Below are 17,059 nucleotides of genomic sequence, written 5' to 3'. Positions count from 1 at the left end.
TGGTTACCCGGCCGGCTCGTGGTTCGGTGTGGTGACCGGTTCGAGGCGGAAGATGCGCAGGGCGCGGTCGGCGCGGGCGTCGTAGTCGCGGAAAGCCGGCCACACCCGCAGCAGCAGCGGCCACAGCCGTTCCCGTTCCTGGCCCTCGACCAGCACGGCCCGTACGGCGGTGCTCTCCCCGCCGATCGTGACCGTGGCCTGCGGGTCGGCCAGCAGGTTCACCGACCAGCTCGGATGATGGTCCTGCCCCCAGTTCGAGCCGATCACGACGAACGCGTCACCGTCGCGCGCGTACAGCACCGGCCGTTCGCGCGGCAGCCCGCTCCTGCGCCCCCGAGTGGTCAGCAGCAGCGTCGGCGGCGACGTGCGCCACCCGGTCACCGAGAACCGTCCCTTGGTGAGCCGGATCAACCGCCGGTCGAGCGGCACAAGAAACCGCCCGGTGGCGGCGAACCACCGGTAACGACCCATCCGGACGATCAACTCGCTCCATCGCACGGCAGCATCAAAGCACACGGGGTGACCCGCGTCGCTATGTTTGCCCCTCACGTCGGCGTCAGGTTCTAGCGTGGCGGCATGCAGATCAACGGCAGCACAGCCCTCGTCACCGGCGCCAACCGTGGTCTTGGCAAGGCCTTCGCGGAAGCCCTTGTCGCCCGGGGCGCCACCACCGTCTACGCCACGGCCCGCCGCCCCGAGAGCATCGAGATTCCCGGTGTCGTCCCGCTCCGGCTCGACATCACCGACCCGGCGTCGATCGAGGCGGCGGCGGCCGAGGTGGGTGAGCTCGGCATCCTCGTCAACAACGCCGGCATCTCGACCGACGCGCCCCTGCTCGGCCCCGACGTCGAGAACGTCCGTAAGGAGTTCGACACCAACTTCTGGGGCACGCTGAACGTCACCCGGGCGTTCGCGCCCAGGCTGGCCGGGGGCGCCATCCTCAACGTCATCTCGGCGTTGAGCTGGTACGCCTTCGCCCCGGCCAGCAACGGCTACGCCGCCTCGAAGGCCGCGATGTGGTCACTCACCAACGGTGTCCGGCTCGAGCTGGCCGACCAGAAGACCCAGGTGACCGCGCTCGCCCTCGCCATCGCGGACACCGACATGATGGCCGGTTTCGACATCCCGAAGCTGCCGCCGCACGAGGTCGTCGCCCAGGCCCTCGACGGTCTGGAGGCGGGGCAGCTCGAGGTCGTCGCCGACAAGCCGACCGCCAACGTGAAGGCGTCACTGTCCCGCGACCCCGCCCTCTTCTACGCCGACATCCCGGGGTCGCTCTTCGCCTGACAGACGCGCCGCGCCCGGCGACGTGGACGGGGCCGGGCCGCGCGTGTCGGAGGCTGACCGGCCGCGCGCGATGGACGGGGCCGGGCCGCGCGTGTCGGAGGCTGACCGGCCGCGCGCGATGGACGGGGCCGGGCCGCGCGCGACCACGTACACGAAAAGCAGTGCCATGACGACCACGCCCGCCCACATGGCCTGTTGCCAGCCGTCCACGAAGGATTCCCGGGCGGCCCGGACCAGGTCCGCGTCACCGACGGCGTTGGCGATGTTTCCCCGTACGGGCTCAGGAGCGCCCGGCAAACGGGAGTCGACGGCGCTGCGGTACCCGGCCGACAGGATCGCGCCGAGCAGGGCCACACCCAGCGCCGTCCCGAACTCGCGGGTCACGTCGTTGAGCGCCGACGCCACGCCCTGACGGGACCGGGGCAGCGACGAGGTGATCGCCTCGGTCGACGGGGTCATCGACAGGCCCATGCCCAGCCCCATCGCCAGCATGCCGGGCAGGACCGACAGGTAACCGCCGTCGACCGAGACCAGCAGGGCCATCAACGCCAGCCCCGCGCCGCCGAGCGCGATGCCGGTGGCCATGGTGGCGCGTCCGCCGGCCCGCTCGGCCAGGCGCGGGGCGAGCCCGGACGCGACCATCATGAGCAGCGCCATCGGCAGCATCGCGAACGTCGACCGCAGGCCGGACCAGCCGAGCACGGCCTGGAAGTAGGGGAACAGCACCACGAAGATGCCGGCCTGCACCCCGAAGACCGTCAGCAGCGACACCGACCCGCTCGCCAGGCCACGCTCGCGGAACAGGCGCACGTCGAGCAGCGGGGACGGGTGCCGCAGCTCCCACCCGACGAAACCGGTCGTGGCGGCCACGCCGACGGCCAGGCTGATCAGGGTTTCGGGGGCGGTCCATCCCCGTACGGGGCCCTCGTGCAGGACGAAGATGAGCGCGACCACGGCGATCAGCGACGCCAGCGAGCCGACGACGTCGAAGCCGTGCCCTTCGCGCGAGTCGGGCACCGCTCGCGCGGCGAGCACGGCGGCCGCGACCACCAGCGCCACCGGCAGCACGAACAGCCAGCGCCAGCTCGCCACGTCGACCAGGATCGCCGACAGGTACATGCCGAGCAGGCCACCGCCGCCGGCCACCCCGGTCCAGACGCCGATCGCGCGGGACCGTTCCGACTCCGGGAACGTCGAGGTGATCACGGCCAGCGTCACCGGCATGATCATCGCGGCGCCGACGCCGCTGAGCAGCCGGGCCGCGATCATCACCTCGGTCGAGCCGGCCAGCCCGGCGGCCGCGCTCGCGACGCCGAAGATCAGCAGGCCGGTCAGCAGGACGGGTTTGCGGCCCCAGCGGTCGCCGACCGCGCCCAGCGGCAGCAACAGGGCGGCCAGCGTGAGCGCGTAGACGTTGATGATCCACAGGACGGTGCTCTGGGAGGCCCCGAACGCGAGGGCGATCTGCTGCTGGGCCACGTTGAGGCCGGACACCGACGCGATGACGGCCATGAGTGCGACGCAGACGGCGATCAGGATCGCGCGGCGCCGGCGCGGATCGTCGACGGTCGGGGACGGGGGCGAGGTGACAGTCATGCCCGAACGGTAGGCCGGGCTTGCGGTGACGGCATCAGCTCTTGCAGAAGTGGCAAGAACCTACTGGGCGGCGTGGGCCCGCTCGCCCTCCTGGTCAAAGATCGTGAGGATCTCGACGGGTCCACCGACCGCGCCGATCGAGTGCGGAATCATCGTGGAGAACTCGGCCGCGTTGCCCGCCGCGACCGGGATCTGCCGCTCGCCGAGGAAGAGCAGGGCCGTCCCGCTGATCACGGTGAACCATTCCCGCCCCGGATGCACGGCCTGAAACTCCGGTCCCGTACGGCGTTCCGGCGTGATCCGCATCTTCGCCACGTGGCTGCCGCTGTTGCGGGCCGGCTCGCGCGACAGCACCCACGTCGTCAGCCCCGGCTCCTGATGCTGCATCGGCCGGATGATGACGTCGGCGTCGTCGACCGGCTCGACCAGGTGGTCGATCGTGGTGTCGAGGGCGCGGGCCAGCGCCACCAGCTGCTCCAGGTCGATGCGCCGGCGCCCGGTCTCGATCCGGCTCAGCGTGGACGGGCTGAGGTGACAGCGGACGGCCAGCGCGTCGAGGCTCCACCCGCGGGCCTGCCGCAGACCACGGATCCGCTGCCGTACGACGTCCGAAATCTCCTGCATTTAGTGCATGCTACCTTGCCGTTTCCGCAAAGGGGAGGATCGGGCCTACGACGTTCGTGCCCTTTGCTCAATCCGATCACGGCGGTACCCTGTGCCCCGGATAGCCCCGGGGGGCAGTCAGCCCGCGGCGGTGTCGAGCCGATGGGAACGCAGTGGGAAGGACGAGCGCCGCCGGCGGGGACACGGTGCCCCCGTTCCGGCTGACGCACACCCTGGCCTCCAACGCGTGGGACTACTTCAGCGGCGCCGAGGCCGGCCAGCACATCAGCGGGCTCACCGCCGCGATCTACATCTGCGGGCTGATCGTCTTCGTGGCGGGCCTGCTGCGCATCCCGGGCGCCCGGCGCAGCGGCATCGAATGGACCCGCTTCGGCCTCGACATCGTCACCGTGCTCACGTTCACCTGGCACTGGCACCTGGCACCTGGCGTACCGGCGCTGGGAGAGCTGGCTGGGCGGCAGCGTCGCCGGCTCGTTCTCGGTCCTCATCGTGCTCGCGGCCGGCTTCCTGTGCGTGCTGGCCTTCGTCAAGGTCGCCTTCACCGGCACCGGCCCGATCGACCGGCGCGCCCTGCACCTGCTGGCCCTTACAGGCGCGATCGGGGCCGGCGGTGGCTCGCTGGCCCCGCTGCTGGCAGCCAAGCCGCACCTGAACACCACGCACGTCCTGCTGCCGGCCACCTGCTTCTGCCTCAGCCTGGCCGCCGACCGGCAGCTGCGCGCCGGCCGTCTCACCCGGCCGTTTCCGCGCCCGGCAATGCGGCGGCTCAGTCCCATGCCGTACGCGGCCGTGCTCGCCACCGCGGGCCTGCTGCTCAGCAGCGCCGCCGGGCACACCGCCGACCTGCTCGCGGTCGCGATCGGCTCGGTGACCGTCACGTTGCTGGTCGCCACCCGCCAGCTGATCGCCCTGCGCGACAACGCCCGCCTGCTCGACGACCTCGACGCCCGGCAGCGCGAACTGGCCCACCAGGCCGGCAACGACGCGCTCACCGGCCTGGCCAACCGCACGGTGCTGGCCCGCGAGATCACCGAGGCGCTGGCCGGGGACCCGTCCGGCGTCAGCGTCGCCCTGATCGACCTCGACGACTTCAAGGCCATCAACGACGACCTCGGCCACGCGGTCGGCGACGAGCTGCTGGTCGCCGTGGCCGGCACGATCCGGGCCCAGCTACCCCCGGGAAGCCTGGTGGCCCGCCAGGGCGGCGACGAGTACGCGCTGCTGCTGCCCGGCGACGCCACCCGGACGCTCGCCGCGATCGCGTCCCAGCTGCGCCGGTCGGTGCACGCGGGCGGCCACGAACTGGTCGTCGAGTCCAGCATCGGCCTGGCCCCCGCCCGCCCCGGCGACACCACCGACGAGCTGCTGCGCCGGGCCGACGTCGCGATGTACGAGGCCAAAGGGCTGGGCAAGGGCCGCCAGGTCACGTACACGGCGGAGATGGACCAGCGCACCGCCCCGTCCCGCGTCCCAGCCTGAACGCGGTCAACGTGGCTCGGTCGTTGGCGGGCGCCTCTTTGCTAGATTGAGCCGAAGTAAGATTGCATCTAGCTTCGGAGGCGCCGATGTTCGTGGGCCGTCGCGCCGAGCTCGAACAGCTCGGCAAAGAGCTTGAGCGCGTCCGGCGTACGGGGGAGGGCCGTGCCGTCGCGATCCGCGGGCGCCGCCAGGTCGGGAAGTCGCGACTGGTTCAGGAACTGTGCGATCGAGCGGATCTGTCGTATTGCTTCTACACTGCGGTCAAAGGCGCGTCGAGTGCCGAATCGGTCGGTCATTTCCTCGGCGCGCTGCGGGACTCCTCGGTGCCGACCTCGACCAGCCGAGAGATCCTGCCGTCCTTGCCGCCGTCGAGCGGTTGGGGCGACATGCTGCGAGTCCTCGCCGGCGTGCTGCCCGACGAGCCGAGCATCGTCGTCTTCGATGAGCTGCCGTGGGTGTCGGAACAGGACCCGACCTTCGACGGGCACCTGCAAGTCGCCTGGGACAGGATCCTCTCCCGCAAGCCCGTTCTGCTGCTGCTGCTCGGCAGTGACCTGCACATGATGCAACGGTTCACCGAGTACGACCGGCCGTTCTACGGCAGGGCCGCCAACATGGTCCTCGGCCCGTTCAACCTCGCTGAGACCGCGGCCGTGACCGGGCTCAGCGGTGCCGAAGCCATCGACGCCCACCTGATCACCGGTGGACTGCCCGGCATCAGCTTGGAGTGGACCCCCGGGATGTCTCCGGTCGAGTTCCTGACATCGGAGATCGCCAACAAGACCTCGGCCTTGTTCACCGTTCCCGAACAGTCGCTGGCCTCGGAGTTCCCTGCCCCGGACACGGCTCGGCGCGTTCTCGAAGCAGTCGGCGGCAACGGAAGTCGTACGTTCAGCAACATCGCGGCGGCCGCCGGTGACCGGGCCGGGCCGGTCAGTTCCGGCACCTTGTCCCCGTTGCTTCATCGGCTCGTCGGCGAGAAGCAGATCCTCGCTGTCGACAAGCCGCTGTCCACCAAGCCGAGCAAGCTGGCTCAGTACCGGATCGCCGACAGCAACCTCCGGCTCTACCTCGCCATCCTCCGCGATGTGCACCAGCTGATCCTGCGCGACCGCACGGCAGCCGCCCGCAGCGTGCTCGAAGCGCGTTGGTCGTCATGGCGCGGGCACGCCGTCGAGCCGCTCGTCCGCGATGCGCTGGCCATCGCCGCCGGCGCCGGTGCGCTGCCGTGGACCGAGACCTGGGAAGTCGGCGGCTGGTGGAACCGGCAGGCGAATTCGGAGATCGACCTGGTCGGAGCCGACCGCGCCCCGGTCGCCTCGCGGATCGCGTTCGCGGGCTCGGTCAAGTGGCAGGACGGCCCGTTCGACCGGCATCACCTCGACGAACTGCGGCGTGATGTTCCGATGATTCCTGGTTTCGAACCGGGCGTCGGTGGACTGGTCGTGGTCAGCCGCTCCGGGGTCGATCTTCCCGCCGGGGCCGTCGATCTGATCTGGGGCCCCGGCGACATCGTCCGGGCCTGGTCGGTCTGACAACGCTCTCCGTCACGCCGTTGCTAGGCGTTCGTCATCGGGTCGCTTGACTAGTGGTCGTGTGACAGGGCAGACTGCCTCGCGTCGATGGCGACGGGGGAGGATCAGGGTGGTTCGGAGCGCGGCGCCGGCCCGGGATTTTGACGGGTTGTTCAAGAAGTTGCTGGAGGCTCATCCGCGGGAGGCGTTGCAGCAGTTGTGCGGTGCCCGGGTGGATGGCGGGACGGTGGTGGTGGACGGGCCGACTGAGCAGCCACGGCAGCGCAGCCTTCAGCTGGACAAGGTGTTTGTGGTCCGGCGGGGTGAGGGTGTTCCGGCGGATATCTATCACGTTGAGGTGCAGGTCAAGCGGACCGAGGATTTTCAGGAGCGGATGGTCTCGTACTGGGCGTCGTTGGCGTTGCGGTATCGGCGGGCGGAGCATCGGATTCATCAGGTGGTGTTGTGGCCGTTGGGTGGGGGTTATCCGGGGCGTTTCCGGCGTGATCGGGCGCAGCTGGACTATCGGTCGGTGAACGTGCCCGATGACTTGGAGCCCGGGGTGTTGCTGGCGGGTCCGTTGGCGCCGTTGGCGTTGTGGTCGCAGAAGCCGCCGGTGGATGTGGTGGAGCGGGTGGTGGATCGGATCGCGGCGATCCCCACGCTCGAGGAGCAGTTGGTGCTGGTGGAGCTGGGTATGCTGGCGGGAGGTTCGCTGGCGGCTCAGGTGTTGGAAGCGTTGCGGAGGAGAGGCATGAACAACGTTCTCGAGCAGTCCGAGGTCGGCCGCGAGATCCTCGCGAAGGGCCGGGAGCAGGGTCGTCAGGAGGGTCGCCAGAAGGAACGCGTGGACATCATGCGGTCGCTTCTGCGGGCCAAGTACGGCGAGTTCGACGACTTGGACGAGCTGGCGTGGCGGCTGGCCGGGCGCGACAGTGACAGCGTCATTGCTCGCATCGTCGCTGGTGCGACGCTGGAGGAACTACGCGCCTAGGTCCCGGTGTGAACCCGCGGCGTGACGGCTGACCCCGGAAGGCATCGACGTACTACGATGCGTTGATGGTGGGGTTGCGGGTATTGGCTGTCGCAGTGGTGGCTGGGGTGGGGGCTTCGATGGTCGCCGCGCCGGCGTGGGCGGGGGAGGACCACGTACGGGGTGGGCAGACGGTGCCTGTTTACTCGTACGAGGATGCGGTTCGCGAGAGCGTGTGGGTGCAGACCACGCTCGACAACGATCGGGACGGCGTGCCCGACAAGGTGGCCGTCGACATCACGCGCCCCCGGGCGAAGGGCAAGGTTCCGGTCATTCTGGAGGCCTCGCCGTACTACTCGTGTTGCGGGCGCGGCAACGAGAGCGAGCTCAAGCAGTACGACGCGAACGGCGTCATCACCAAGCAGCCGCTGTTCTACGACAACTACTTCGTGCCGCGCGGGTACGCGTTCGTCTCGGCTGACATCGCGGGCACGGGGCGCTCCACCGGATGCATGGACGTGGGCGGCCGCGAAGAGGTGCTCAGCGCCAAAGCCGTGGTCGACTGGCTCAACGGGCGCGCGAAGGCCACGTACGCGGATGGCACGCCGGCCGTGGCGACGCGCTGGACCAACGGCAGGACCGGCATGATCGGGAAGTCGTGGGACGGGTCGGTGGCCAACGGCGTGGCGGCGACCGGCGTCGAGGGGCTGGAGACGATCGTGCCGATCTCGGCCATCTCCAGCTGGTACGACTATCAGCGCTACAACGGTGTGCTGCGGATCGAGGACTACCCGGAGTACCTGCACCGGGTCGTCAACGGGCGCCCGGCCGGGGTCTGCGACGCGGTTGTGCAGGGGCTCGACGAGGGCAGCGACGACGCCACCGGCGACTACAACGCGTACTGGGCCGAGCGGGACTTCCGGCCGGACGCCCGGAAGGTGCGCGCCAGCGTGCTGATCGCGCACGGGCTGAACGACATCAACGTGAGCACGACCCAGTTCGCGCGGTGGTGGGAGGGACTGCGTGCGCCCAAGAAGCTCTGGCTGCCGCAGCAGGGGCACGTCGATCCGTTCGACATCCGCCGGGCCGAGTGGGTGGGGACGCTGCACCGGTGGTTCGACCGCTGGCTGCAGGGGCTGCGCAACGGCGTCGAGCGCGAGCCGGCGGTGACGATCGAGACCGCGCCGGGGACCTGGGCGCACGAGCGGAACTGGCCCGCGGCGGCGGCCCGGACGACGAGGGTCGCGCTGGGTGACGGCAACGGCGCGACGGGCACGCTGGGCGGCAGATCAACCCCGGGTTCCCGTACGTGGGACGACAACCCCGACCTCAGCGAGGCGGCCGCTGTCGCGAGCCCGAATGCCCCCGTACGGGGAAGGGTCGCGTTTCTCTCGGCGCCCCTCACCGAGCCCGTACGCATCTCGGGAACGCCCACGGTGACCCTGAAGGTGCAGGTGGACAAGCCCACGACGGAGCTGACCGCCCGGCTGGTCGACTACGGCACCGCGACCCGCGTCAACTACCTGGGCCGGGGTGAGGGCATCACGACGCTGGCCACCGAGTCGTGCTGGGGCGCCTCGACAGCGGCCGACGACGCCTGTTACCGCGACACCGCCGAGAGCACGGTCACCGCCGGCCACGCCGTGCTGACCCGCGGCTGGCAGGACGCCGCCCATCACGTGTCGCTGCGGTTCGTGACGCCGCTGCGGCCCGGCCGGTGGTATTCGGTGACCGTTCCCCTGCAGCCCACCGACCAGCGGATCGCCACCGGGCACGTGCTGGGCCTGATCGTGCAGGCGAGCGACAACGAGTACTCGACCCCGCAGTCGACCGGCGCGACGATTCACCTCGACCTGCGCGGCAGCGCGCTGAACCTGCCCCTGATCGGCAGGCTGCCCACGCCGGGTGCGGCGGCGCCGGTCGTTGCCGCCACGCCCGCCTCACCGAACCGGGTGGCGCCGCCGAGGTCCCGGCCGCTGCTGCCGGACGGGACGGGACTTCGGTCGCAAAAATAAAAAGTTGTCGATCCCTTGGCCGGAAGTCGCGCTTCTTCCAGGATGGACGGATGGGATCACTGGGTCGTGGCGTCCTCGCGCTGGGTGTCCTCGCGGCGGCGGTGTTCGCCCTGCCGTCGCCGGCGCGGGCGCACGGGACGCTGGCGATGTCCAACCCGGCGAACGGGGCGACGGTCGACGCGCCGGTGGCGAGCGTCGAGTTGTACTTCACCGAGAAGGTGCCGGATCTTGCGCACTTCACGGTTACCGCGCCCGGCGGCGGGCGGGTCGACAACGGGTGGGAGCACGCCGGCCCGCGGCCGCTGGACAAGCCGGTCACCGAGTACTTCATGGAGGGCGGGCAGTTCGAGCCGCGGGAGTACAAGACCGGCTTCCCGGCGCGCGTGCGGGTGGCGCACCTGCCCACCACGGGCGAGTACAGGGTGGACTACCTGTCGAAGGCCTCCGACGGGGATTCCGTGCACGGCACCGTCACCTTCAAGTACACCGGTCCGGTCACGCCCGCCCCCGCCGGATGGGCCGCACCGACCGGGGAAGCCGACCCGGCGCTGACCGGGGAGAAAGCGGCCACGGGCGAGAAGGCGGCCACGGGCGAGAAGGCGGCCACCGGCGAGAAGGCGACCACGGGGGAGAAGGCGGCCACCGGGGAGAACGCGGACACCGGGGAAAAGACGGGCGCCGGGGCGGAGGGCATCAACTGGCCGGCCTGGCTGGGCGGCGCCGGCGGGCTGGCGCTCGGGGCGGCCGGGCTCGCGATGTGGCGACGGCGGGGTTTCCGGCTGCAGGTCGCACCGATCGCGGTCGGGGGTGTCGTGGTGGCGCTGATCGGCGGCTACGCGCTGGGCCGGGCCACCGCACCCGAGCGGACGGCAGCGACGACCACGACGACGATCCCACCCGCGGCGAGCGGGCATCAGCACGGCGGCGACGGCGGAGCGGCCGGCGCCGGCGCGCTGGGCACAACCGTCAGCGACCAGGGTTACACGATGCAGCCCGTACGCCGGACCCAGCCCCGAGGCAGCAAAGTCGACTACGCCTTCCGGATCGTCGGGCCCGACCGGCAACCGGCCACTCGGTACGCCGTCGTGCACGAGAAGCCGCTGCACCTGGTGGTCGTCGGCCGGGGCCTGACCGGTTTCCAGCATCTGCACCCCACCATGACGCCCGACGGCCTGTGGTCGGTGCCGCTGACCCTGCCCGAGGCGGGCGCCTACCGCATTTTCGCCGACTTCACCCTCGCCACCGCGGACGGGGCGAGCACCCCGCTCGTGCTCGGCGTCGACCACGTCGTGCCCGGTGACGCGCCGGCCGCCGAGCTGCCCGCGCCGCAGGCGATCGTGCAGGCCAAGCCGTTCCTGGTCTCGATCGAGGGCAAGCCCGAGCCCGGCGCCACGGTGCCCGTGCTGTTCCGGGTCGCCCGCTCGTCGCCCGGCCCGGCTGCCCTGGAGCGTTACCTGGGGGCGTACGGGCATCTGGTGATCCTGCGCGAGGGCGACCTGGGCTACGCGCACGTGCACCCCGACCCGGAGCTGGCCGGCGGCGCGATCCGCTTCACCGTCTCCGTGCCCGGCGCTGCCCGTTACCGGGCGTTCCTGGAGTTCCAGGTCGACGGCAAGGTGCACCGAGCCGAGTTCACCCTTGATCTGACCTGACAACGGATCAGGTGGCGCGCGGTCACGGCAGGACCGGACGCCGGCGAGTGGTCAGGTGGCGCGGTCGACCGCGGCGGCGGCCTGGGTGGTCAAGGCCTCGCGGACGAAGGACGGCAGAGGCGCCACGGCCAGGGCGGCGAGCGCGGCCTCGGTGCGCACGCGGATCATCTGCTCGATCCGGGTCAGCGCGCCCGTTTCGACGATGATGGCCCGCAGCTCCTCGGCCCCGGCCGCGTCCAGTTCCGGGTTGCCGAACAGCGTGGCCAGCTGAGCGGCCTGCGCCCGGGAGGCGGCGTCGCGGGCCAGCGCCATCATCACGGTCGGTTTGCCCTCGCGCAGGTCGTCCAGGGTGGACTTGCCGGTCACCGTCGGGTCGCCGAAGACCCCCAGCACGTCGTCGCGCAGCTGGAACGCGTCGCCCAGCGGGTCGCCGAAGTCGACGAACGCCGAGTACAGGGGCCGGGGCGCCCCGGCCAGCCACGCCCCGATCTGCAGGGGGCGGGTGACCGTGTACCGCGCGGCCTTCATCCGGATCACCGTCAGCGCGCTGGCCACCGAGCCGTCGCCGACGCCGGAGACGAGATCGAGGTACTGCCCGGCGATCACCTCCGTCCGCATCAGCGCGAACGCCGCGTACCCCTGGTGGATCTGCTTGGGCGGCAGCCCGCATTCGTGGAACATCTGCTCGGCCCACGCCGCGCACAGGTCGCCGCAGAGCAGCGCGGTGTTGCGCCCGAAGGCCAGCGAGTCGCCGCGCCACGAGTGCCGGTCGTGCAGGGTGGCGAAGAAGCGGTGCATCGACGGCTGGCCGCGGCGCCGGTCGCTGCCGTCGATGATGTCGTCGTGGATCAGCGCGAACGCGTGGAACAGTTCCAGCGCCGCCGCCGCGTTGACCACCTCGGGGCAGTCGTCGCCCCCGCCGCCCCGCCAGCCCCAGTAGCAGAACGTCGGCCGGATCCGTTTGCCCCCGGCCAGGATGAACCGCCGCAACGAGTCGAGGGCGCCGCGGGGGGCGCCGTCCGGCCACGACGGGTCCTGCCGGTCGATGAACTCCGCGAGCGCCGAGTCGAAACGTTGCCGCAGTTCGGCGGTGGCGGGCGCCCGTGTCGCCTCGAGCGTCATGACAGCCCCGCCAACCCGAGCAGCAGGCCTTTCACCTCGGTGGCGGAAACCTTTTCCCGTACGGCGGAAGGGTCTGAGCACAAAAGCACCGGGGCGTCCTCGGCGCCGGTGGGCAACCGCCCGTGCGACCCGCGAATCGCCTGGGCCCCGGCGTCGAGCCCGACGGGGTTCATCAGGTAGCGCAGCCCCAGTTTCTTGCGCGCCACGGCCGTGATCGCGCGTCGTTTGGCCGCTCCCGGACCGGCCGGGTCGAAGAACAGTTCGGCCGGGTCGTAACCGGGTTTGCGATGGATCTCGACGCAGCGCGCGAAGTCGGGCGCCCGCGCGTCGTCGAGCCAGTAGTAGTAGGTGAACCAGGCGTCCGAATCCGCCACGAGCACGAGTTCGCCCGCCCGATCGTGGTCAAGTCCATATCGTGATTTGCCCGAATCGTCGAGGACTTCGGACACGCCGGTCAAAGAAGCGCACACCTTGGCGACCGCGGCGATGTCCGCCGGATCCCGGACATAGACGTGAGCCACCTGATGATCGGCCACGGCGAAGGCCCGCGACATCCAAGGATCGAGGTATTCCATGCCGTCCTGCGTGTAGACCTCGAGAAGCCCCTCGGCGCGCAACGTCCGGTTGATGTCGACGGGCTTGCTGACGTCGGTGATGCCGTATTCGGAAAGCGCCACCACGGTGGTGTCCGGCGCCGACAGCAACGGCGCCAGCACGTCGTCGAGCGCCGCCGCGGCCGCCGCTGCCTGCGGTGAGGACGGCCCGAACCGCTGCAGGTCGTAGTCCAGATGCGGCACGTAGACCAGCGTCAGATCCGGATTCCGGGTCGTCAGCAGATGCAGCGCCGCGTTCACGATCCACTGCGTGGACGGCATTCCCGCGTTCGGCCCCCAATAGGTGAACAGCGGGAACGGCGGCAGTTCGTCGTGCAGTTCCGGGGGATACGTGTAGCAGTCCGGCTCCTTGCGCCCGTCGGCCCGATAAATGGGCCGGGGTGTGATGGTCCAGTCGACCCGGGCGCCCATCGCGTACCACCAGCAGACGTTGGCCACCGTGAAGTCCGGTCTTTGCCTGCGGGCCGCGTCCCACAGTTTCTCGCCCCCGACGAGCGCGTTGTGCTGCCGCCAGAGGAACACCTCGCCCAGGTCGCGGAAATACCAGCCGTTGCCGACGATCCCGTGGCCCGAGGGCATTTCCCCGGTGAGGAACGTCGACTGCACGGAACAGGTCACGGCCGGCAGCACAGTGCCGAGCGGCGCCTGGAACCCGCGTTCGGCCACGGCCCGCAGTTTCGGCATGTGCGCCAGCAACCGCGGCGTCAGCCCGACCACATCGAGCACCACCAGCTTGGTCATCGAGTCACCCTTTCCGCCGTCAGCAGATCCCTCGCGAAAGCCAGTTCGGCCGCTATGCCGTCGGCCAGCCCGCCCGCGTCCCGGGGCCGCTGCTCCGCCGGCAGAACCCCCCACGTGTACGTCTCCACGTCGTAATGCGCGCAGTCCGAGGTCGCGAGCAATTCCCGTACGGCCGTCCGCAGCACCGGAATTGTCGACGTCAACGGCGCGACCGGTTCCGCGTGCAACGGCACGTGGTAGTGAATTCGCCACGGCCCCGGCGTTTTCTCGTCCAGAGCCGTGTCCAGGTCGTCGGTCGCGTCCCCGCCCCGTGAGCGGGTCTGATGCAGGAAACGCGGTTCCACGTACGCCCGAAGCACGCCGGCCGCCGCGATCGGGTCGTCCGCCTGCAGGGCCGCCGACATCTGCACCTTCACCACCGGCACGCCCGCCGCCCGCAGCCGGTGCAGGGCCTCGGCCGGTTCCTCCCACGCCACTGCCAGATGGGCCAGGTCGAGGCAGACGCCCAGCCGCCCGGTGTCCACGCCGGCCAGCAGCTCGGCCGCCTGAGTCGTGTTCTCGATCAGGCAGCCCGGCTCGGGTTCGAACCCCACCTTCACCGTGCGGCCGGTCTCCGTCTCGATCCGCGCCAGCCCACGGGCCAGCTCGTCCAGGTGCCCGTACGCAGCCGACGCGCGCGTGCCGTCCCAGGGCGTGCGCCACGCGATCGGCAGTGACGACACCGACCCGTACGAGGCCTCGTCCGGCATCAGGTCGACGAGAACGCGCGCGAGCTGAAGCGTGTAGCCGAGCCGCCGGCGGGACGTCCAGTCGGGGTGGTAGACGCCCAGTTTCACCACGGGCGCCTGGAAGGCCTCGTACGGGAAACCGTTGAGGGTGACCACCTCGAGGCCGCGCGCGTCCAGTTCGCTGCGCAACCGGCGCCTCGCCCCGGGATCGGCGGCGAGCCCAGCCGCAGCGGGCGCGGCCAGCCACAGGCCCAGGCCCAGCACGTCGCTGCCGAGACGCTGCCGGATCGGCAGCGCGTAGGTGTCGAGCTGCCCGATGACGCCGTCCAGGGTCTCGGCCGCGTGCACGTTGGTGCAGTAGCTCAGATGCATCAGCTGCCCCCGCGCAGGATCGAGTTGCCGGCGAAGGTGGGGGAGTCGCCGGCCGAGCCGGACAGGTCGAGCCGGCCCGACTGCGCATAGAACTCGACCGGGTTGCGCCACAGCACCCGATCGACGTCGTCCTCGCTGAAACCGTTCGCGAGCATCTTGGCCGCGGTCACCGCGGTGAGCAGCGGATCCGATTTCCCCCAGTCGGCCGCCGAGTTCACCAGCACCCGTTCGGGCCCGTACTCGCGCAGAATCGCCACCATCCGCTCCGGCGACATCTTCGTGTCGGGATAGATCGAGAACCCGGCCCAGACCCCGGCGTCCCTGGCCGCGGCGACCGTGACCTCGTTGAGGTGGTCGAGCACCACCCGGCCCGGGTCGATGCCCGATTCCTTGATGACGTCGAGGCTGCGCTGCGTGCCGCGGGCCTTGTCCCGGTGCGGGGTGTGCACGAGCGCGGGCAGGTCGTGGTCGAGGGCCAGGGCCAGCTGCGCCGCGAACGCCTCGTCCTCGGCCGGCGTCATCGAGTCGTACCCGATCTCGCCCACCGCGACCACGCCGTCCTTGGCCAGGTACCGCGGCAGCAGGTCGAGCACCGGCCGGCAGCGCGGATCGTTTGCCTCCTTGGGGTTCAGCGCGATCGTGGCGTGGTGCCGGATGCCGAACTGGCTCGCCCGGAACGGCTCCCACCCGATGATCGAGTCGAAGTAGTCGGTGAACGACCCCGGGTTGGTGCGCGGCTGCCCGAGCCAGAAGGCGGGCTCGACCACGGCCTGCACGCCCGCCTCGGCCATGCGCGCATAGTCGTCGGTGGTGCGCGACGTCATGTGGATGTGCGGGTCGAAGATGCGCATCAGGCCTCCTTGAGATGGTCGAGCAGGGCCAGGGCGTCGGGCGGCACGTCCCGGCCGGCGGCCTCGCGTTCCTGGGCGAAAGCCCGCAGCATCGAATCGAGCCGGGCGTCCGCGCGCTCGTGCAGGCGATGCACCACCTTCAGCGGCACCCCCATGAACACGCACTTGAGCACGGCCTGGCGCCACATCTGCGGGCTGAGGCGATCGGAGTACGGGCCGAGGGCCGCCGCCACGAGCCGGGTGTCGTTGGTGCGCAGCGCGTCCTCGAGCAGCGGGACGCCGGTGTCGCCGATCGGCAGCAACGGCAGCGCCTTGAGCACTGCCAGCTTCTCCGCCGTGTCCCCGTACCGGTAGATCTCGTGGATCTCCCCGGGCGGCGCCGCGGCCAGCAGCAGGGCCCGCGCCGCCTCGTCGGTCGTCCAGCCGTCGGTCAGCGGCTCACGGCCGTACCGCCGCCCGGCCGCCGGGAACAGTCCCGCCACCGTTTCCGGCTTGCCGGCCACCCGCCGCAGGTCGTCCGTCAGCTTCTCTTTGTCTGCCAGCGCTCTCCGGAGCTCGTCCACTGTGGTCATGCCGGCTGCCCCTTGAGCGCGGTCCGCAGGAATTCGAGCGACTGCGCCGCGACCGCCGGCGCCGCGTGCGAATGCCGGGGCAGTTCAACGGAGACAAGCCCCTCGTACGATTTCTCGAGCGCGGCCAGCACCGGCGGGAAATCGATCTCACCCGTCCCGAATTCGAGGTGCTCGTGGGTGCCGCGCCGCATGTCGTCGATCTGCACGTTGACGAGATGCTCGGCCACCGCCGTCACGCAGTCCGCCACCGGCAACGGTTCCAGGCACCGGCAGTGTCCGATGTCGAGGGTGATGCCGAGGTTGTGCGGCCGTCCGAGGTCGTCGTACAGCCGTCGCCAGTCCGCGATGTCGTTGACGAGCATGCCCGGCTCCGGCTCGAACCCCAGCGTCACTCCCGCTTTCGCGGCGTACTCGGCGATCTGCCCCGTGCCGTCGACCAGCCTGTCCCAGCGGTCGGCCGCCCCGATGCCCGCCCAGAACGACACGGCTTGCGCCCCCAGGTCGGCCCCCACTCGTACGGCCCGTCGCAGGTATTCGAGGCGCGGCTTCCGGTTGTCGTCCATGAGCGTGGGGGAGTGCTTACGCCATGGGTCGAGCAGATAACGCGCGCCCGTCTCGATGACCACCTCGAGGCCGAGCTTTCGCAGATCGGCAGCGACAACCGTGGTCCGCCGGGCCAGATCCGCGTCGAAAGGGTCGAGGTGATTGGTGTCGAGCGTGAGCGCCACCCCGTCGTAGCCGAGCTCGGCAATCACCCGGAGCGCCTCCGGCAGCCGATGATTGCCGAACCCGTTGGTCCCGTAGCCGAACTTCATCGCAGCTCCTTCCAGCCGAGGCCCGCCCGCCGCGGTTGTGCCCCGGATCCCACGCGCGTGGCCGAGCCGGTGGCCCGTGCCGGGTGGGACACGGCGGGCGGGGA

Annotated in this window: 15 protein-coding genes; 6 read left to right on the top strand and 9 right to left on the bottom strand. The window is 70.8% G+C overall.

Annotated features, from left to right (window positions below):
• Nucleotides 1–3: 3 nt before the first annotated feature.
• Nucleotides 4–471 (bottom strand): nitroreductase family deazaflavin-dependent oxidoreductase, encoded by a 468-nt coding sequence (locus C8E87_RS05460; RefSeq protein ID WP_133876636.1) that lies wholly within the window; start codon nucleotides 469–471, stop codon nucleotides 4–6.
• A 105-nt stretch (nucleotides 472–576) separates the two neighbouring features.
• Between C8E87_RS05460 and C8E87_RS05455 the strand changes: the two genes are divergently transcribed.
• Nucleotides 577–1,287, top strand: coding sequence for an SDR family oxidoreductase (locus C8E87_RS05455; protein WP_133872067.1), 711 nt, complete (start codon nucleotides 577–579; stop codon nucleotides 1,285–1,287).
• Here the strand turns inward: C8E87_RS05455 and C8E87_RS05450 are convergent.
• Both C8E87_RS05450 and C8E87_RS05445 read right to left on the bottom strand, forming a co-directional pair.
• Nucleotides 1,228–2,883 carry an MFS transporter gene (locus C8E87_RS05450; RefSeq protein ID WP_208116360.1) on the bottom strand — a complete coding sequence of 552 codons (1,656 nt, stop codon included), beginning with the start codon at nucleotides 2,881–2,883 and terminating at the stop codon, nucleotides 1,228–1,230. The genes C8E87_RS05455 and C8E87_RS05450 overlap by 60 nt on opposite strands.
• 60 nt (nucleotides 2,884–2,943) lie before the next feature.
• Nucleotides 2,944–3,507, bottom strand: a complete 564-nt coding sequence (locus C8E87_RS05445; protein ID WP_133872066.1) for a helix-turn-helix domain-containing protein — start codon at nucleotides 3,505–3,507, stop codon at nucleotides 2,944–2,946.
• Nucleotides 3,508–3,996: 489 nt separating this feature from the next.
• Between C8E87_RS05445 and C8E87_RS05440 the strand changes: the two genes are divergently transcribed.
• From C8E87_RS05440 to C8E87_RS05420, 5 genes are all read left to right on the top strand, one after another.
• The gene (locus tag C8E87_RS05440) at nucleotides 3,997–4,986 is read left to right on the top strand and encodes a GGDEF domain-containing protein (protein ID WP_133872065.1); all 990 of its coding nucleotides are present in this window, start codon (nucleotides 3,997–3,999) and stop codon (nucleotides 4,984–4,986) included.
• A gap of 86 nt (nucleotides 4,987–5,072) precedes the next feature.
• Nucleotides 5,073–6,521 (top strand): ATP-binding protein, encoded by a 1,449-nt coding sequence (locus C8E87_RS05435; protein WP_133872064.1) that lies wholly within the window; start codon nucleotides 5,073–5,075, stop codon nucleotides 6,519–6,521.
• A 148-nt stretch (nucleotides 6,522–6,669) separates the two neighbouring features.
• Nucleotides 6,670–7,494, top strand: a complete 825-nt coding sequence (locus C8E87_RS05430) for an RpnC/YadD family protein (RefSeq protein WP_133872063.1) — start codon at nucleotides 6,670–6,672, stop codon at nucleotides 7,492–7,494.
• Between the two features lie 65 nt (nucleotides 7,495–7,559).
• Entirely contained in the window at nucleotides 7,560–9,488 is a 1,929-nt protein-coding gene (locus C8E87_RS05425) for a Xaa-Pro dipeptidyl-peptidase (RefSeq protein WP_133872062.1), read from the top strand.
• Nucleotides 9,489–9,538: 50 nt separating this feature from the next.
• Nucleotides 9,539–11,140, top strand: a complete 1,602-nt coding sequence (locus tag C8E87_RS05420; RefSeq protein WP_133872061.1) for a copper resistance CopC family protein — start codon at nucleotides 9,539–9,541, stop codon at nucleotides 11,138–11,140.
• A 51-nt stretch (nucleotides 11,141–11,191) separates the two neighbouring features.
• On the opposite strand, the gene C8E87_RS05415 is transcribed toward C8E87_RS05420, so the two are convergent.
• Genes C8E87_RS05415 through C8E87_RS05390 form a run of 6 tightly spaced genes read right to left on the bottom strand, consistent with a single transcriptional unit; the run spans nucleotide 11,192 to nucleotide 16,955 of the window.
• Entirely contained in the window at nucleotides 11,192–12,262 is a 1,071-nt protein-coding gene (locus C8E87_RS05415) for a polyprenyl synthetase family protein (RefSeq protein WP_133872060.1), read from the bottom strand.
• Complete coding sequence (locus C8E87_RS05410; RefSeq protein ID WP_133872059.1) at nucleotides 12,259–13,617, bottom strand: alkaline phosphatase family protein; 1,359 nt, start codon at nucleotides 13,615–13,617, stop codon at nucleotides 12,259–12,261. The genes C8E87_RS05415 and C8E87_RS05410 overlap by 4 nt, the downstream gene beginning before the upstream one ends.
• Nucleotides 13,614–14,717 carry a metabolite traffic protein EboE gene (gene eboE / locus C8E87_RS05405; protein WP_133872058.1) on the bottom strand — a complete coding sequence of 368 codons (1,104 nt, stop codon included), beginning with the start codon at nucleotides 14,715–14,717 and terminating at the stop codon, nucleotides 13,614–13,616. Before eboE ends, C8E87_RS05410 begins: the two co-directional genes overlap by 4 nt.
• Nucleotides 14,717–15,568 (bottom strand): TatD family hydrolase, encoded by an 852-nt coding sequence (locus C8E87_RS05400; RefSeq protein ID WP_133872057.1) that lies wholly within the window; start codon nucleotides 15,566–15,568, stop codon nucleotides 14,717–14,719. The genes eboE and C8E87_RS05400 overlap by 1 nt, the downstream gene beginning before the upstream one ends.
• Nucleotides 15,568–16,140: an EboA domain-containing protein gene (locus C8E87_RS05395; RefSeq protein ID WP_133872056.1), complete on the bottom strand. Its 573-nt coding sequence runs from the start codon at nucleotides 16,138–16,140 to the stop codon at nucleotides 15,568–15,570. The genes C8E87_RS05400 and C8E87_RS05395 overlap by 1 nt, the downstream gene beginning before the upstream one ends.
• Nucleotides 16,137–16,955 (bottom strand): sugar phosphate isomerase/epimerase family protein, encoded by an 819-nt coding sequence (locus tag C8E87_RS05390; RefSeq protein ID WP_133872055.1) that lies wholly within the window; start codon nucleotides 16,953–16,955, stop codon nucleotides 16,137–16,139. The genes C8E87_RS05395 and C8E87_RS05390 overlap by 4 nt, the downstream gene beginning before the upstream one ends.
• Nucleotides 16,956–17,059: the final 104 nt, after the last annotated feature.

Source organism: Paractinoplanes brasiliensis (assembly GCF_004362215.1).
Taxonomy (GTDB): domain Bacteria; phylum Actinomycetota; class Actinomycetes; order Mycobacteriales; family Micromonosporaceae; genus Actinoplanes; species Actinoplanes brasiliensis.
The sequence above is the reverse complement of the archived record's forward strand: the minus strand, read 5'-3'. Positions and strand labels throughout refer to the sequence as shown.

Coding starts and splice junctions, on each gene's coding strand:
- C8E87_RS05460 (WP_133876636.1), bottom strand. CDS start 471: ATGGGTCGTTACCGGTGGTTCGCCGCCACCGGGCGGTTTCTTGTGCCG.
- eboE (WP_133872058.1), bottom strand. CDS start 14,717: ATGCATCTGAGCTACTGCACCAACGTGCACGCGGCCGAGACCCTGGAC.
- C8E87_RS05415 (WP_133872060.1), bottom strand. CDS start 12,262: ATGACGCTCGAGGCGACACGGGCGCCCGCCACCGCCGAACTGCGGCAA.
- C8E87_RS05425 (WP_133872062.1), top strand. CDS start 7,560: ATGGTGGGGTTGCGGGTATTGGCTGTCGCAGTGGTGGCTGGGGTGGGG.
- C8E87_RS05420 (WP_133872061.1), top strand. CDS start 9,539: ATGGGATCACTGGGTCGTGGCGTCCTCGCGCTGGGTGTCCTCGCGGCG.
- C8E87_RS05435 (WP_133872064.1), top strand. CDS start 5,073: ATGTTCGTGGGCCGTCGCGCCGAGCTCGAACAGCTCGGCAAAGAGCTT.
- C8E87_RS05450 (WP_208116360.1), bottom strand. CDS start 2,883: ATGACTGTCACCTCGCCCCCGTCCCCGACCGTCGACGATCCGCGCCGG.
- C8E87_RS05395 (WP_133872056.1), bottom strand. CDS start 16,140: ATGACCACAGTGGACGAGCTCCGGAGAGCGCTGGCAGACAAAGAGAAG.
- C8E87_RS05445 (WP_133872066.1), bottom strand. CDS start 3,507: ATGCAGGAGATTTCGGACGTCGTACGGCAGCGGATCCGTGGTCTGCGG.
- C8E87_RS05410 (WP_133872059.1), bottom strand. CDS start 13,617: ATGACCAAGCTGGTGGTGCTCGATGTGGTCGGGCTGACGCCGCGGTTG.
- C8E87_RS05390 (WP_133872055.1), bottom strand. CDS start 16,955: ATGAAGTTCGGCTACGGGACCAACGGGTTCGGCAATCATCGGCTGCCG.
- C8E87_RS05455 (WP_133872067.1), top strand. CDS start 577: ATGCAGATCAACGGCAGCACAGCCCTCGTCACCGGCGCCAACCGTGGT.
- C8E87_RS05400 (WP_133872057.1), bottom strand. CDS start 15,568: ATGCGCATCTTCGACCCGCACATCCACATGACGTCGCGCACCACCGAC.